We start from the raw sequence: 14,826 nt of genomic DNA on the forward strand, positions 1-14,826 counted from the left end.
TTTAAAAAAGTTTGATCCAATTCTCAAAAAAGAATATTCTTTTACTAGGTGTAATATATGTTAGAGGGAAATAATGCACGTTGCTAAGTATAATAAAGAAAATGAGATACATCTTATATTTTTTCATGGAATAGGTGATAATTATAAAAATGCGTCCAGGTATATACAAGATAGATCTACATATCTCCATAGGTCTAATTTCTACACTCATGCACATAAATACCCAATTGCATTTCAAAACTATATAACTTACGCAATAGCTAGTTTCTTATTTTTAGGAATATCCATATTATCACCCGCTCTGATATTATTTACCAACCCAATGACGTCTAGGACAGCGAATTCAGCAATATTAGCAGCTTTGATTTGCACTTTTTTGTCTATATCAATACTCATGATTCCATTTATAAATAAGAATAAAAGCTTATCTCAGTCTTCGATAAAAAAAATCAATGAATTAATGGACAAGGGTGTAAAACCTGAAAACATCATACTTTTCGGCCATTCCTTTGGAGGAGCAGTTGCATCAGAAGCATTAAAATATTTTACAGACAAAAATATTAAACTTGGAGGCGTTATTTTTACTAGCACTTTCAGCTCTTTTCATAATGCAATAAAGCATTTTCCAATTCCTCAAGCAAAAATTTTAAGTGTACTGCCCTCATGCTTATTGAAAAAGATGCTTAAGGTCCTAAATTTAGATTTTGATATAGTAAGCAATATACAAAAGCTACAAAATGATAATATACCAATAGTAGTCATTAATCATGAAAGAGACACCTTAATACCATATCCTGTACAATTGGCAAAGGCAGTAGATGATCTATTGTTAAATAGAAATTCGATTAAGATCGTTAATCTGAGAGGCTTTACAGATAACCCGCATAACGGAGTTTTATCTAGTTGGCAATTGAGTGAAAATTTGGCTGATCTCATGCCTAATAAAATAATGAATAGATAGTACTTACAAAAAACTGTATATTTTTCGGTAAATTAACTATTCTAAACACATGCAAAAACGTCATATAACTATTTGTTGTGTACTGCTTTTCATAATAGGGGCATTATTTTTGATGCGTCCTATGATTGTTCCGTGTCTAATATCTGTTTTTGTTGCACATCTATTTAACCCGCTAGTAACCAAGTTTGAAAAATATAGAATACCACGTTCATGTTCTGTAGTTTTTATAATACTTACCTTATTGATAGCTTTTATATTAGTTATCACATTTGTTTTACCTATTATATATTTTCAAATTACTTTAATATTAAATTTCTTAGTGAATAAGGTACCTTCATTAAAGCTTAAAGTGATTCCTTCTGTGCTAGAATTTCTTAATATAAAAACTGAAGATAGTTTATTTGATCACTTGTCTAAAAATCTAGTAGAAAATTACAGTGATTATATATCTTATTTTATAAATGCTCTTAGCATGGGCAGTAATCTTATAATTCAAGTGCTAAATTCAAGCTTTAATTTGATTTACATGGTATCATTAATAGCTATTACGCTTGTGGTATTTTTTTATGTATTACGTGATTGGCCTGCAATTGTAGAAAAGGCTAATAAACTAATTCCCATTCTTTACAGAGAAAAAGCTGCAGGTTATTTTTCCAAAGTAGATTTCATTATATCTAATTACCTAAAGGGACAGTTAAACGTATGTATAGTCATGATGATCTTTTACTCCGTGGGCCTTAGCATAATTGGGCTGAAGCATTCTGTAGCTATTGGAATTTTATCAGGAACATTAACATTTATACCCTATATAGGGCCATTATTATACACTATTATCGGATTTTTGAGCGCCATTACTCAATTTAGTGGATGGTTTGAAAGTACTGCTGTCTTGCTATTATTTAGTGTTGGTCAATTAATAGACTCAAGCATATTAGTGCCTTTATTAATAGGAAAAAAAGTTCATATACATCCAACTATCATTATTTTAGGAGTTGTCATATGCACCTCATATTTTGGGTTTATAGGTATATTATTTTTTATTCCAATAATAGGAATGTTCAGTGTATTAGTAGAATATGCAATCAATAAATATTTTGAAAGTGAGCTTTATAAAAATGGCTAATTAGTTCACGATAAAAAGAAAAAGGACCTCTGATACATTTGAGAGATGGTGCGACCTGAAAGTCTTCGGTCATATTGTTTAAAAGGAGAGGAATTCATTCAGAAAGAAACTGAAAGGATTCTAAAACTTATTAAACCAGATGTTTTGCCGTCTGAGTCTACGCATCAGTGCGAATCGGGCAACCGGTTGGTGCCAAGCGATGCGGACAATGAACCTCCTCTTGAAAAAGAAGATGCTCAATCGTGAGAGGGGCATAAACTGCAAGCATCATGTGGTTGGAGGGCTAGGCTAGTGGTATGGTGAACGTAAGTGAAGCTTTATAAGTACCGATACGATGAAAGAGCTAAAGATGCTGATAAGCTCTGACCAAAAGGTAATGTGGATAAGTTACATTTTTCATTTCTAGATGTACGCAAATAATAACTCCACCGGTATAGAGAAGCCACCTAACCCACTATTGTATGACTGGAGAAACAGGGTAAGCCTGTATTTTCGCCTACATGGCAAGCAAACCGCAAGGAATGCTGATGGAAGTGCAGGTAAAGGAGAATGGAGAAAGCGAATGCCATTTTGTAACGAAATGGATAGAATTTGTAACATTAATTCGCGTGAAAACGAGCAGACTTCCGTTTGGTCCCTCGTGACAAGAAACTTTGTTAACCACTTAAGGGAGGAAAGCAGATGATTACAAGTAAACCTGTAAGTGCATCTACCAAAAGCTTTGAAGCATGGAAGCAGTTGCCATGGAAGAAATGCCAGAAAGTTATTGTGAGGCTACAAAGACGTATTGTTAAGGCTGTCCAAGAAGGAAGATGGGGTAAGGTAAAAACTTTACAACATCTTCTCACACGCTCTTTTAGCGGAAAAGCTTTGGCTGTTAAGAGAGTAACTGAAAACCAAGGAAAAAACACAGCGGGTGTAGATCGTCAACTATGGTCAACTTGCAATGCTAAATTTCAAGGAATAAAGCAGTTAAAGCAAAGAGGATATAAACCTTCTCCGCTAAAACGGATTTATATCAGTAAATCTAATGGCAAAAGAAGACCTCTTGGAATACCCACGATAAAAGATAGAGCCATGCAAGCATTATATCTGTTTGCTCTGGAACCGATAGCTGAAACGATCAGTGATCGTCACTCCTATGGCTTTAGACCTAAAAGATCCTGTGCAGATGCTACAGTAGCTTGTCATTTGTTACTGGCAAGTCGTAATCAACTACAATGGATACTTGAAGGTGATATCAAAGGATGCTTTGACAACATTAATCATGAATGGCTTATGAAGCATATTCCTATGGAGAAAAAAATTCTGCATAGTTGGTTAAAAGCTGGCTTCCTAGAATCAAAAACTCTGTATCCCACAACTGCAGGTACCCCGCAAGGTGGTATAATTTCTCCAATACTAGCCAATTTAGCCTTAAACGGACTTGAAAAGTTATTGGAAAGTCGATTTGGTAAACTCGGCAGTAGAAAAAGAAACAAAATCAGAAGTGGAGTGAATGTAATCAGATACGCAGACGACTGTGCGCCGTAGAAACACGGAAAGTGTTGAAGCTGTGCAGTAGATGAGGGAGGGCCCCTCGGAGCCGGTTTGCAAGAGCAGGCTTCAAACAGCCATAAGCTGCTTTGGTAAAGAGCTAAGGTAGTGAGCGTTATGGAAAAGGCACAATTATGTGTCATGTATGAAATAGAGAGACGAACGCAAGTGAACCACTGATGAAGTGTCGAAAGCGTAGAGACGACGTCAAAACCAGGGGGTAGTCGTTAACCTGGGATGAATCTACTGGGAGCTTGTTTACTGGGTAGGTGGCGTCCGGCATAAAAGTGGCGTGAATCTATTTTAGGCTATTGCATGGAACTACGGGAACCTGTCGTTTCGATGAAAAGGGAGAAGTCCAAAGAGCTGATCTCTGAGGATGAGAGTACCGATGCGAAAAACAGGGGCGGATTAGCTCGTAGTAGCGAAGAAGTTTCTGTAATGGAAATGGAGTGAAGGGGCTAAGTTATTTAGTTTTAATTATTTATCAACCGAAAGGGAGGAGTCAATGAATAAAACAAAGTCTTTTGATATACCGAAGCAACTTATTTGGAGAGCTTATAAACAAGTATCGAAAAATAAAGGTGCAGCAGGTGTAGATGAGGTCTCGATAACAAAGTTTGAAGAAAATCTAAAGGATAATCTATACAAATTATGGAATCGGATGTCATCCGGAAGTTATTTTCCAGAGCCGGTAAAAGCTGTTGCGATACCAAAAGATACAGGAGGGCAAAGAATTTTATGTGTGCCTTCAGTATTCGACAGAATAGCGCAAACAGCAGCTACAATGTATCTTGAGCCGTTAGTAGAACCGAAATTTCACGAAGATTCATATGGTTATAGACCAAATAAGTCTGCGCTGGATGCGGTATACACAGCACGGAAGAGATGTTGGAAAAATGATTGGACGGTAGATCTTGATATATCTGGATTTTTCGACAATCTGGACCACGATTTAGCACTGCAGGCTATCAAGAAACACACAGACTGCAAATGGGTCATACTGTATGTTGAGAGGTGGATGAAAGCCCCCATTCAGCAAGCAGATGGCAGTAGGGTAACAAGGGATAAAGGAGTTCCGCAAGGAGGTTCTATAAGCCCAATCATTTCAAGCATATTTATGCACCATGCGTTTGATATGTGGATGAAACAAAATTATCCAACAGTACCATTTGAAAGATATGTAGATGATGCGATAGTGCACTGCAGAACTAAAAGACAGGCAGGATTTATGAAAGTAATGATTGAAGAAAGATTGGCTAAGTGTAAATTGAAGTTACATCCTGAAAAGACACAGATTGTGTACAGTAAGGATGATGATAGAAAAGAACAATTTCCTAAACAAAGCTTTGATTTTCTAGGTTATACTTTTAGACCTAGAGTAGCAAAGAATAAGATGAGGAATTATTTCATCTCATTTCTACCTGCAATTAGTAACAAAGCCAAGAAGAAGATCAAGAAAACCATAAAGTCATGGAGAATACATCGGATTACATGGACCACACTAGAGGAAATATCGAAGAAGATAGATCCAATAGTCAGAGGCTGGTTTCAGTACTATGGCAGGTTTTATAAATCAGAGATGTATCCATCTCTTAGAAATATAGAGAGATACCTCATAAGATGGGTCAGGACAAAATATAAGAAACTTCGTGATCACGGAAGACTAGCAAAGCAATTTCTAGGAAAAGTGAGAAAGAGGTCTCCAAGTATTTTCTATCATTGGACACTTGGGTTAGGATCAAAAGGCTAAATAATGGGAGCTGTATAAGCCGAGAGGTTTCCGTGCAGTTCTGCGAGAGACTGGTGGGGAAGCTCCGCCGGTCTACTCTCCTTATTATTTCAGGTTTCACACATGAAGTACTGGAAAAGGAAGTTAAGCCTTTAGTATCATCTTTTCTTCATGAGCGAGGTTTAATTCTGTCAGAAGAGAAGACAAAGATTACATCTATCACAACAGGGTTTGACTTTCTTGGTTGTAATGTACGTAGATATAATAAGAAGTTAATTATTAAACCTTCGAAAGAAAGTATTAAAAGACTTCTGAATAAAGCACGTACATTGATAAAAGCAAATATAGCGAACACTCAGGCTATAGTAATTAAGTCACTCAACTCTCTACTGAGAGGATGGGGAAATTACTATCACCATGTGTGTGCTAAAAAAGCGTTTAGAAAGATCGACAATGAAATTTGGCATAGTTTATGGAAATGGGCAAAGAAAAGACATCCTCGTAAAGGATTACGTTGGATAAAGAATCGTTACTTCAAAGTAATGGGTCAACGCCAATGGGTTTTTGCTGCACCCCTATGCAAGAACAAACCAAAAGAGATACGGTATTTAAGACTGCTTAAGCTGATTGATATACCTATCAGACGACATGTTAAAATCAGAGCGGATGCAAATCCCCTTGACTTAAAATGGAAAAAGTATTTTGATGAGAGAGTGAAACGAACAAGAATGTTAGCAAGCTCTTTCTCAAGAGAAGGTTCTCTACTGTTGGTGTCACCATTAAGAATGATGTTTCCTGAGGAATCATGAAGGACAAGCCGGTTCTAGAAAAGAAGAACTTAGATAAGGGGCTCAAGCGTAGTGTTGGGAAACCTGCATGCTGCGTTTCTAAGGGAGGGGGTAGTAGTAATACTGCTTCCTTACCTGACCAAGTAAATTTTTATGCAAAAATTATTATCAAAAAGTAGTAATGTAAGAGGCTTTACGTGCAACTAAATTTATTTAGCAATAATCAAGTTGATTATTGCTGGCAAAACTATATCACCTTAGACGAAAATAAGCACGTATATAACTCAATAGTTAACGATTTATCTTGGAAATGCCTGATTCTTTTTGGACCTAACAGCTCTGGAAAAACTCACCTTGCTCATATTTGGCAATCAATAAACAATGCAATTTTTATCAATGTGAATAATTTTGTAAGCGAAATGAGGTATAGCGATGCGTTTATTTTAGAGGATGTACAAAACATTAAAGATGAGGAAATGTTGTTACATTGTTATAATTATATGAAAGAAAATGATAAGAGACTGCTAATCACTTCTTCAATTTCACCAAAAAAGCTTAACTTCAAACTAAGAGATTTAAGCTCCCGAATATTGTCAACTACCAGCGTAAAAATTTTGCCTGCAAGCGAGGAATTATTAAGAATTATGCTAATAAAACGATTTTCAGATAAACAGTTAAAAATTGATTTAAAAGTGATTAATTATATTCTAGCAAGAATAGAACGTTCTTTCCACAGCATTAATAAAATTATAGAAAAAATAGATAGTGAATCCATAGGATCAAATGTAACCATTCCTTTTATTAACACTTTATTAAAAAATAAGTCCCAAGTGATTCCTTCTGCTCAAGACATTTGTTATATATATTAAAGATTTATTAATACCCATACAATAATGAAGTTGAAATCACTATCTCTTTATGTTAAAATTATAATAAATGCTATGATGTAATAAGCATAAACAGACATAGCTAAGGGATATTTTATATGATAGTAAAACTTACTTTACAGGATGTTTTTTATAGATTTGATGTTATAATTGAAATATGGTAAAAATAAGATCAAATTTAAAAAAAAGGTTAAAACAAAGGTTTGTAGTACTTACTTTATTGATAAATGTTTTATTTATCTCATATTTTCTTATAAAAAATACAAAAAATACTTTTAATCAAATTATAGTCAAAGAAATAAATATAGGAGCTGATAATGAAAAATAAACAACCACAAAATAAAAAAGAGGATCTTTACATAACGTATTACATAGATACTTTGGTTTCCGAAAAATCCTCTACACAAAATACTTTGGAAAGTTATCGTTCAGATTTACACCAACTTGAAAAATTTTTATTAGAAGGAGGCACTACCTTAGTTGGTGCAAGTAAAGCTAATATTAAAGATTATGTAAACTTTTTACGTACACAAAAGAAATATAAAACTAGCTCTATATCAAGAAAAATATCTGCTATCAAAAATTTCTATAAGTGCCTATTTAATGATGGAATAATAGATTTTAATCCAGCACCGGCTAATGATAATGAATTAAGAAATCCAAAGGTTTCCCGTCCTTTGCCTAAGTATTTAAGTGTTCAAGAAATATTTTTGCTCATGGAAACAGTAAAAAAATCAGCAAGCGGATCGAATAAAGAGATAAGCAGTAAAAGGCTATGTGCAATTTTAGATATTCTTTACTCTTCCGGGATGCGTGTTTCTGAACTAATCAATATGAAGTTATGTGAAGTATCACATTTAGTAAACAGTAATGGTAAGGAAGGCTACATAATAATAAAGGGAAAAAGTGGCAGAGAAAGGCAAATCTTTTTTAATCAACAAGCATTGCAAAGCCTTAAAGATTATTTATCAATTCGTGACAATCTGCTCCCTAACAACAAAAAATCTGATTGGCTATTCCCAGGTGATAAACCTAATAAACCAATTACAAGGCAAAGAGTTGGTCAATTAATAAAGGAATTAGCAAGAAAGTGCGATATTGATGAAAATAAAATCTCTCCACATGTGATTAGGCATTCTCTTGCTACCCATCTACTGAATAGCGGAGCAAATATTGTGCTGATACAAAAAATTCTTGGCCATACTAATCTTTCTACAACACAAATATATACTCATATTGCTAACGAAAAGTTAAAGGACAAATTAGCTGATTCTCATCCTATTACTCAGATGATCAATAATTAAACTTATTGCTTTTAGTTTTGTAGTAAAGTTAAATTCAAATAAGTTTACGTGTGTTTGTGATTGCAAGTTTATTATTTAATTTACTCCTTATATTATGGGAAGTATTCTATACTTTAATTACTCTCCCTGTAATTTTCTTTCCTGAGTGTGTAATAACCATTTTCCTTGTTTGCTCGGTGAGAGTTGTATTATTCATGTTGCGTTTATTATGTGGCATTAAATATGAAGTGAGGGGAATGGAAAACATTCCTAAGCAACCTTTTATAATTGCATCTAAACACCAATCTCCATTTGAAACATTTATTTTTATACTACTTTTTAGAAAAGCAGTTTTTATTTTAAAACGTGAATTGAAATGGATTCCATTCATTGGTTTGCATCTCATGGCATTAAAAATGATTTTTATTAACCGCTCAGATGGTATTAGTTCTGTGCGTCATATCATGAAATTAGCAAAAGTGTGTATAAAAGAAAATAGAGGCATAATAATATTTCCTGAAGGTACAAGAACAACTATAAACCAAAATATAAAATATCAATCGGGTATTGCTGCTTTATATAGCGTATTATCTGTTCCTGTGTTACCGATTGCTTTAAACACTGGTTTGTTTTGGCCAAAAAGCATACTTTCTCTGAGAAAGAATCCCGGAAAGGCGGTAATAGAAATATTACCTCCCATATATCCTGGGTTAAACAAAAATGAATTCTTGCAAAGTTTAGAAAAAATCATTGAAGAAAGAAGTAGTAGATTAATTGCAGAAAAAACTGATATTGCAAATTAACAAAAAAACTTTATAATTAAAAGAAAAGTACAGGTATTAATATATGGCAAATCATAAGAGTGCTAAAAAAATGATGAAGGTAATAGCAAAGCGTACTTTAGTAAATAAGATGCGAAAAAGCAAAACTCGTACTGCTATTAGAAGATTAGTTGATATAATCAAGTCTGGTGATAAAGAGAATGTTGTCTTGGCATTTCGGAATGCTGAATCCAATTTACATAAATGTGTAAATAAAGGTGTCATTCATAGGAATACCGCTGCGCGTAAAATAAGTCGCTTAAATGCAAAAGTAAAAGCATTGATGACCGCTTAATACGGTTAATGTAAAGTTAGCTGTATTAATATATACTCTTCAGTTTGTATATTCTGTATAAAATTAAGTAGCTTAAGTGATGGATAAAAAAGCATTATTGGAACTAAGTAATGGGTCAAAAATTGATCTACCCGTATTAAATGGAACAGTAGGTCCTGGCGTGTTAAATATCAAGGATTTATATAAGAAGACAGGATTATTCACTTACGATCCAGGGTTTGTTTCTACAGCTTCATGCTCTTCTACAATTACATTCATTGATGGAGATGAAGGAGTTCTTAAATATAGGGGACATAATATAGCTGATTTGGCAGAGAATAATAATTTTACTGCTGTGATTTATTTATTGCTCTATGGTGAATTACCCAGTTCAGAGCAACACAAAAAATTTCTTCTCAAAATACAAGAATCATCCAAAGTATCAGAGCAAGTTACAAATGTAATCAAAGCATTTCCAAAAACTGCTCACCCTATGTCGATTTTAGTTGCATGTTTTGCAAATTTGTCAGCGTCTTACCATGAAATGCATGGCAACAATGTCAATGGTGAAGATTTAGATTTTGGAATTTCTGCAATAGCAAAAGTTCCTGCAATTGTTGCAATGATTTATAGACATATCAACAATCAGGAATTCATAAATGCTAATAATAAATTAAGTTATAGTGAGAATTTCTTAAATATGATATTTGGCAGTGCTGTTAATAATACCCTTTTTGTAAAAGCTCTGGATAAAATATTTACTCTTCATGCTGATCATGAACAGAATGCTTCTACAGCAGCTGTCAGATTGGTAGGGTCAGCTGGTTCTAATCTATTTGCAAGCCTGTCTGCAGGAGTTGCTACACTTTGGGGTCCAGCACACGGTGGAGCTAATGAGGCAGTTATAAATATGCTAAAAGAGATAGAGCAAAGTGGAGATGTAGATAGATTCATTGAGAAAGCTAAAGATGATAAAGATCCATTTAAGCTAATGGGATTTGGACATCGTGTTTATAAAAACTATGATCCGCGCGCGCTTATATTAAAGGATGCTTGTCATGAGATTTTAAGCAAACTAGAGCAAAACAATAAATTACTTAAAATTGCAAAAAAACTTGAAGAAATAGCTTTAAAGGATGAGTATTTCATTACACGTAAGTTGTATCCAAATGTTGATTTTTACTCAGGTATAATAATGAATGCTATCGGTATCCCTTCAAGTATGTTTACACCCATTTTTGCACTTGCAAGAACCACTGGTTGGGTTGCCCAGTGGTATGAAATGGTAAACGATAAAGAAACCAAGATTTGTAGGCCAAGGCAGCTATACCTTGGCAAATAAACTTTCATTCACAATTCGTCCTCAAATAGTCTAATTTTCTTTAGCTATAAAATACAGCAAATTGATTTTTTACTAGTTGATGTCTGCTTTTTTGCAGAACATTGGTCAGGCTGTGATATAGAAGGTTGGTTAAATGTTGTTTTGGGCTTATTAAAAGAAGATCGTGCTGAAGAAGGGCCAAAGCCACTATCTTTAGCCGAAGCATCATCCCCACCTTTACCTTCACCATAGTAGTCGGGCCTAAGGAATTTGCTTGAGTTTTTAGCATGTGATTTACCTATAACTGAATTCTTAGGTGAATCACCAAAACCACTATCTGCACTTGTATCTGCACTTGGTCCATCCGTCCCTACTTTTTCTTCAGAAGGGGCAAGAGTTTGTGGTTTCATAGCTGGCACACGCGCAGGATCAATGGACAGTTTATAATCCTCATTGATTACAGAGCTCTCTATGATCTTATCCATCACGCAGTAAGCAATGTCTCGGTTAAAAAAGTCTATTGCATATATTCGTCCGTCACCATATGTTGGCAGACCTCTTTCTGCAATATCATCTTTTACATCACGCAATACTTTTGTACCACCAAACACCTTATTATTAATATGATCAACTTCTTTTTCATTTAAAAACTCTATGTAATTATCATAATCAATAACAGGAGCCAAAATTGAATACTCATCTTCACTTTCTTTATGGGAAGTATGCCACATAGAATCAATTGGTAGGTGCGGTAGTGCCTTACAAATTAAATCAACAATTGCGAACTTCAGAGTTTTATTCATTTCATCCTCGGTATTTGGAGTATCAAAACAACGGCATGTCAGAGATACTATATGCTTTACTATGTCTTTAACAAGCTTAGGATTATCAAAAATGCTTTTCTTTAGATATACATAATTTCCTTTCTCTTCTAAAAAATCCTTAGTTTTTTTAGGACCATTTTCATAACCTGTTATCCTCGATGAGAGCAAATCTACAAAAGAACGTTGCAAATTTCTATCAACACACTCCGCACCATATAGATAAGATCCCTTATCAAAGACTTCATCAATTATATTATAATCTACATACTTTTCTATCTCCTTCTCTATATCATTTGGTAGCTCCTCAAAACCTAGTTCCGATTTTTTGTCTTCTTTTTTTTGCTCTTTAATAAGATCTGTTGCAAATCGCGCGATTTCATTGGCTAGTAAAAACTTTAGATTAGAAACCACCTCTTTCCTCATTGGCACCAAAAATTTATTACCTTCAGGCAATTTCTTTTGGTAAGAGTTAAAAGGAAAAAACTCTGTATAAAAACAATCATCACTAATAGTGTCATCAGAATGCCTTTTTTTCCTGTCATCCCAGTCTGGGATGGCTTTGTTGCATCACACTTTATGAGATGGTGATTTATGGTAAATTCATGTGACTATCTCAAATTTAGCCATACCAATATCAGTGAATTTATTAAGCAAATAGCATTTAGTTCTTTTTCTCGATTTATCTCAGATTTATTCCTAAAACTAAATCCGAATATTTGCTTTAATCTTGAGAAAAACCCTTCAATATAAGATCTTTTCCCATAATTTACTTCTTTTTCCATTCTTTCATGCCATCTTCACCGTATAATTTTATTAACCTAATAGCAGCATTCCTGTCAGACATATAATCTATTTTTGAATGTTCTGCTGCATCCTTTTTTGGTAGAACTTTTGTTTTTATATCGTATTTCTTACACAATTTATAAAGTTTTTGCCTATCGTATGCCCTATCTGCATATAGTGCTTTTATGGCATGCTGAAAATCAACTTCTTTTAGCAAATCACAAGTGATCAGAGTAGACACCGTTACTGTATTTTACAGCTATGGCTTTTTTGTTGTTTATATTTAACATTCCGTGCAATTTTCTCGTTTGCTCATAGCCACTCTGTCAGTGCTATTTTCCTTGCTGTGTGTCGTTGTATATACTAATTCCTGTACTGTCTATAACAATTTCGATATCTTCTATATTATTTTCTGCAATCATTTATCTTAATATTAAGTTTTTTTTGATGCTTGTGAATAGCTGCAAATCTCTTCCTATTTGTTGCAAATACCCTTTTATAAACCCGACTGTTTGTCTTAAACCAATTCTAAAGAAACTGACGATTATATGCACTAAAATCACAACTTTATCACTATAAATATAGTTGCCGCCCTGCATTTTTGGACAATTCTCGTACCAATTTTCTATGGCGTCATTGATATAACAAAAAATGCTTCCTCTTTCTTGGAGAAATTTGTTATATTCATGGCAGTTACTGACTCTCATTTTTTGTGGCATATTTTTTCTTCAACAGTTAAATGGCTATTTATAATGAATTTTGTCAGTAACTGCCAGTTCTTTTCACTTGAGCGATGCAACAAAGCCATCCCAGTGTCAATCACTGAAATGACACCCTTCCGGTGGGGATTGCTCTCAGACTACAATGTTCGTACAGTTGTACTGGGATTCAAGTATAAAAATATTTGGAAATTATACAATGGACAATGGATTCTAGGAGTATATGTTAAACATAATGAAATAAGCTGGATTCCAATGTCACGTACTGGAATGACAACATATAGGTATTGGAATAACAAAAGAGGAATATTATGATTTTATATCATTTTCCTCTTTGTCCGTTTTCACGAAAAGTTAGAGCTCTTCTCAAGGAAAAAAAGCTGAGTTGTGATTTGGTATATGAAAATCCATGGGAAAAGCGGAATGAATTCATGGAGATCAATCCAATCGGACAAGTACCAGTATTAATAGATAATAACTTTGTAATAGCGGATAGTAATGCCATTTGTGAATATATAGAAGAGACTTACAATAGCGACGTCAAATTACTTGGTTCATCCACTATTATTAAGTCTAAAATACGCGCTTTAATCAATTGGTTCGATAGCAAATTTTACAATGAAGTTACTAAGTATATTATGAATGAAAAAGTAATTACTAACCGCAGCCCTGACTCTAGATTTCTTCATGCAGCTCAGAATAACCTGCCTTGCCATATGGAATACATCGAACACTTAATTAACAAGAACGTTTGGCTTGCAACCGATAAGTTCACTTTAGCCGATATTACTTTAGCATCACATATTTCTATAATAGACTACGTAAATAGTTTCCCATGGGAAAAAAGTAAGATTTTAAAAGAATGGTACTCCATTGTTAAATCAAGGCCTTGTTTTCGCGAAATATTATTAGAGAGAGTTTTTGGCTTAACTCCCCCTAGACATTACGCTGACCTTGATTTTTAACTTGCGTGAGTTTTAAAGCTACAGTCATTCCTTCGTCAGTAGGAATCAATATGGAGAAATATTTTTTTTCATCTGACAATCTATCGTTAAACTCTCTCATAGCACGCCATGACTTTTCTGATACTTCTTTTGGAGGAGATTCTAAAAATACTGTATCAAATAATAGAGTGTTATCTGCAACGATTAGCCCATCTTGTTTAATGTATGACTCTGCCCAATCTAAATACTTAGGATAACTACTTTTGTCAGCATCGATGAATATCATGTCAAATGGTGCCTTTGCTGATAATTCATTAATTTTTTCCAGTGCATCACCTTCTATTAGAGTAATTTTATCACTTAGATTAAAAGCACTAAAATTTTTTTTTGCTATTCTTGAGTGTTGAGGATTATTTTCTATTGTATATATATGACCATCTTTCGGTAAAGCTTTTACCATACAAATTGACGAATAACCATATAACGTGCCAATTTCAACTATGCTTTTAACTTTATGGATTTTGATAAATAAATTTAATAATTTTCCTTCTTCAGGAGTGATTTGAATACGTTGTTTCTTATCAAGAGTACAATGTTCTTCTATTTTTTTATACTCTTTTGCAAATAAGCTTCTTATGTACAACGATTTTCTGCTAAAGTTATGACGCATTAAGTTTTATAATATAAACTAAGGAGGTTTAATCTATATAAGATTTATAAATATAACAATAGAGTTAAGAATAATAAAATTTTTTTATTTTAAGTTGTTATTTTATAAAGTAAAATTTTAAGTGACAAAGATTATTATATATTTTACTATGGTTAATTAG

Annotated in this window: 16 protein-coding genes and 1 pseudogene; 14 read left to right on the forward strand and 3 right to left on the reverse strand. The window is 33.7% G+C overall.

Annotated features, from left to right (window positions below; genetic code table 11):
- Window positions 1-73: 73 nt before the first annotated feature.
- The 13 genes from OOL01_RS08630 to OOL01_RS07885 all read left to right on the forward strand — a co-directional run bounded on the left by OOL01_RS08630 (window position 74) and on the right by OOL01_RS07885 (window position 10,747).
- A complete protein-coding gene (locus OOL01_RS08630) occupies window positions 74-961 on the forward strand; it encodes an alpha/beta hydrolase family protein (RefSeq protein ID WP_458694737.1) in 888 nt (295 codons plus the stop codon).
- Window positions 962-1,010: 49 nt separating this feature from the next.
- Complete coding sequence (locus OOL01_RS07830; RefSeq protein WP_319803542.1) at window positions 1,011-2,084, forward strand: AI-2E family transporter; 1,074 nt, start codon at window positions 1,011-1,013, stop codon at window positions 2,082-2,084.
- 48 nt (window positions 2,085-2,132) lie between these two features.
- A complete protein-coding gene (locus OOL01_RS07835; RefSeq protein WP_230609272.1) occupies window positions 2,133-2,330 on the forward strand; it encodes a hypothetical protein in 198 nt (65 codons plus the stop codon).
- Between the two features lie 435 nt (window positions 2,331-2,765).
- Window positions 2,766-3,617: a reverse transcriptase domain-containing protein gene (locus tag OOL01_RS07840; RefSeq protein WP_264686753.1), complete on the forward strand. Its 852-nt coding sequence runs from the start codon at window positions 2,766-2,768 to the stop codon at window positions 3,615-3,617.
- Window positions 3,618-3,935: 318 nt separating this feature from the next.
- Complete coding sequence (locus OOL01_RS07845) at window positions 3,936-4,076, forward strand: hypothetical protein (protein WP_019078704.1); 141 nt, start codon at window positions 3,936-3,938, stop codon at window positions 4,074-4,076.
- Between the two features lie 52 nt (window positions 4,077-4,128).
- Window positions 4,129-5,373: a group II intron reverse transcriptase/maturase gene (ltrA, locus tag OOL01_RS07850; RefSeq protein ID WP_007302363.1), complete on the forward strand. Its 1,245-nt coding sequence runs from the start codon at window positions 4,129-4,131 to the stop codon at window positions 5,371-5,373.
- A gap of 53 nt (window positions 5,374-5,426) precedes the next feature.
- Window positions 5,427-6,161 (forward strand): group II intron maturase-specific domain-containing protein, encoded by a 735-nt coding sequence (locus OOL01_RS07855; RefSeq protein ID WP_264686754.1) that lies wholly within the window; start codon window positions 5,427-5,429, stop codon window positions 6,159-6,161.
- Window positions 6,158-6,319 carry a hypothetical protein gene (locus OOL01_RS07860; protein WP_012481963.1) on the forward strand — a complete coding sequence of 54 codons (162 nt, stop codon included), beginning with the start codon at window positions 6,158-6,160 and terminating at the stop codon, window positions 6,317-6,319. The genes OOL01_RS07855 and OOL01_RS07860 overlap by 4 nt, the downstream gene beginning before the upstream one ends.
- Window positions 6,320-6,337: 18 nt before the next feature.
- Window positions 6,338-7,009, forward strand: coding sequence for a DnaA ATPase domain-containing protein (locus tag OOL01_RS07865; protein ID WP_264686755.1), 672 nt, complete (start codon window positions 6,338-6,340; stop codon window positions 7,007-7,009).
- Window positions 7,010-7,344: 335 nt separating this feature from the next.
- On the forward strand, window positions 7,345-8,331 hold the full coding sequence (locus OOL01_RS07870) for a site-specific tyrosine recombinase (RefSeq protein ID WP_010404031.1): 987 nt from the start codon (window positions 7,345-7,347) through the stop codon (window positions 8,329-8,331).
- A 56-nt stretch (window positions 8,332-8,387) separates the two neighbouring features.
- Window positions 8,388-9,113 carry a lysophospholipid acyltransferase family protein gene (locus tag OOL01_RS07875; protein ID WP_029237643.1) on the forward strand — a complete coding sequence of 242 codons (726 nt, stop codon included), beginning with the start codon at window positions 8,388-8,390 and terminating at the stop codon, window positions 9,111-9,113.
- A 43-nt stretch (window positions 9,114-9,156) separates the two neighbouring features.
- Complete coding sequence (gene rpsT, locus OOL01_RS07880) at window positions 9,157-9,426, forward strand: 30S ribosomal protein S20 (RefSeq protein WP_007302369.1); 270 nt, start codon at window positions 9,157-9,159, stop codon at window positions 9,424-9,426.
- 79 nt (window positions 9,427-9,505) lie between these two features.
- Window positions 9,506-10,747, forward strand: coding sequence for a citrate synthase (locus tag OOL01_RS07885; RefSeq protein ID WP_264686756.1), 1,242 nt, complete (start codon window positions 9,506-9,508; stop codon window positions 10,745-10,747).
- A 44-nt stretch (window positions 10,748-10,791) separates the two neighbouring features.
- Here OOL01_RS07885 and OOL01_RS07890 read toward each other — a convergent pair whose 3' ends face one another.
- A complete protein-coding gene (locus OOL01_RS07890) occupies window positions 10,792-11,961 on the reverse strand; it encodes a hypothetical protein (RefSeq protein ID WP_264686757.1) in 1,170 nt (389 codons plus the stop codon).
- A gap of 189 nt (window positions 11,962-12,150) precedes the next feature.
- Window positions 12,151-13,052 (reverse strand): annotated as a pseudogene (locus tag OOL01_RS08635) (IS5 family transposase).
- A 311-nt stretch (window positions 13,053-13,363) separates the two neighbouring features.
- Here OOL01_RS08635 and OOL01_RS07905 point away from each other — a divergent pair.
- Entirely contained in the window at window positions 13,364-14,017 is a 654-nt protein-coding gene (locus OOL01_RS07905; protein WP_010403901.1) for a glutathione S-transferase family protein, read from the forward strand.
- Here the strand turns inward: OOL01_RS07905 and OOL01_RS07910 are convergent.
- Window positions 13,989-14,666: an O-methyltransferase gene (locus tag OOL01_RS07910; RefSeq protein WP_264686759.1), complete on the reverse strand. Its 678-nt coding sequence runs from the start codon at window positions 14,664-14,666 to the stop codon at window positions 13,989-13,991. The genes OOL01_RS07905 and OOL01_RS07910 overlap by 29 nt on opposite strands.
- Window positions 14,667-14,826 lie beyond the last annotated feature (160 nt).

It is taken from the genome of Wolbachia endosymbiont (group B) of Rhopobota naevana, assembly GCF_947250615.1.
Classification (GTDB): Bacteria; Pseudomonadota; Alphaproteobacteria; order Rickettsiales; family Anaplasmataceae; genus Wolbachia.

Coding starts and splice junctions, on each gene's coding strand:
- OOL01_RS07885 (WP_264686756.1), top strand. CDS start 9,506: ATGGATAAAAAAGCATTATTGGAACTAAGTAATGGGTCAAAAATTGAT.
- OOL01_RS07845 (WP_019078704.1), top strand. CDS start 3,936: ATGGAACTACGGGAACCTGTCGTTTCGATGAAAAGGGAGAAGTCCAAA.
- OOL01_RS08630 (WP_458694737.1), top strand. CDS start 74: ATGCACGTTGCTAAGTATAATAAAGAAAATGAGATACATCTTATATTT.
- OOL01_RS07840 (WP_264686753.1), top strand. CDS start 2,766: ATGATTACAAGTAAACCTGTAAGTGCATCTACCAAAAGCTTTGAAGCA.
- rpsT (WP_007302369.1), top strand. CDS start 9,157: ATGGCAAATCATAAGAGTGCTAAAAAAATGATGAAGGTAATAGCAAAG.
- OOL01_RS07870 (WP_010404031.1), top strand. CDS start 7,345: ATGAAAAATAAACAACCACAAAATAAAAAAGAGGATCTTTACATAACG.
- OOL01_RS07830 (WP_319803542.1), top strand. CDS start 1,011: ATGCAAAAACGTCATATAACTATTTGTTGTGTACTGCTTTTCATAATA.
- OOL01_RS07860 (WP_012481963.1), top strand. CDS start 6,158: ATGAAGGACAAGCCGGTTCTAGAAAAGAAGAACTTAGATAAGGGGCTC.
- ltrA (WP_007302363.1), top strand. CDS start 4,129: ATGAATAAAACAAAGTCTTTTGATATACCGAAGCAACTTATTTGGAGA.
- OOL01_RS07910 (WP_264686759.1), bottom strand. CDS start 14,666: ATGCGTCATAACTTTAGCAGAAAATCGTTGTACATAAGAAGCTTATTT.
- OOL01_RS07905 (WP_010403901.1), top strand. CDS start 13,364: ATGATTTTATATCATTTTCCTCTTTGTCCGTTTTCACGAAAAGTTAGA.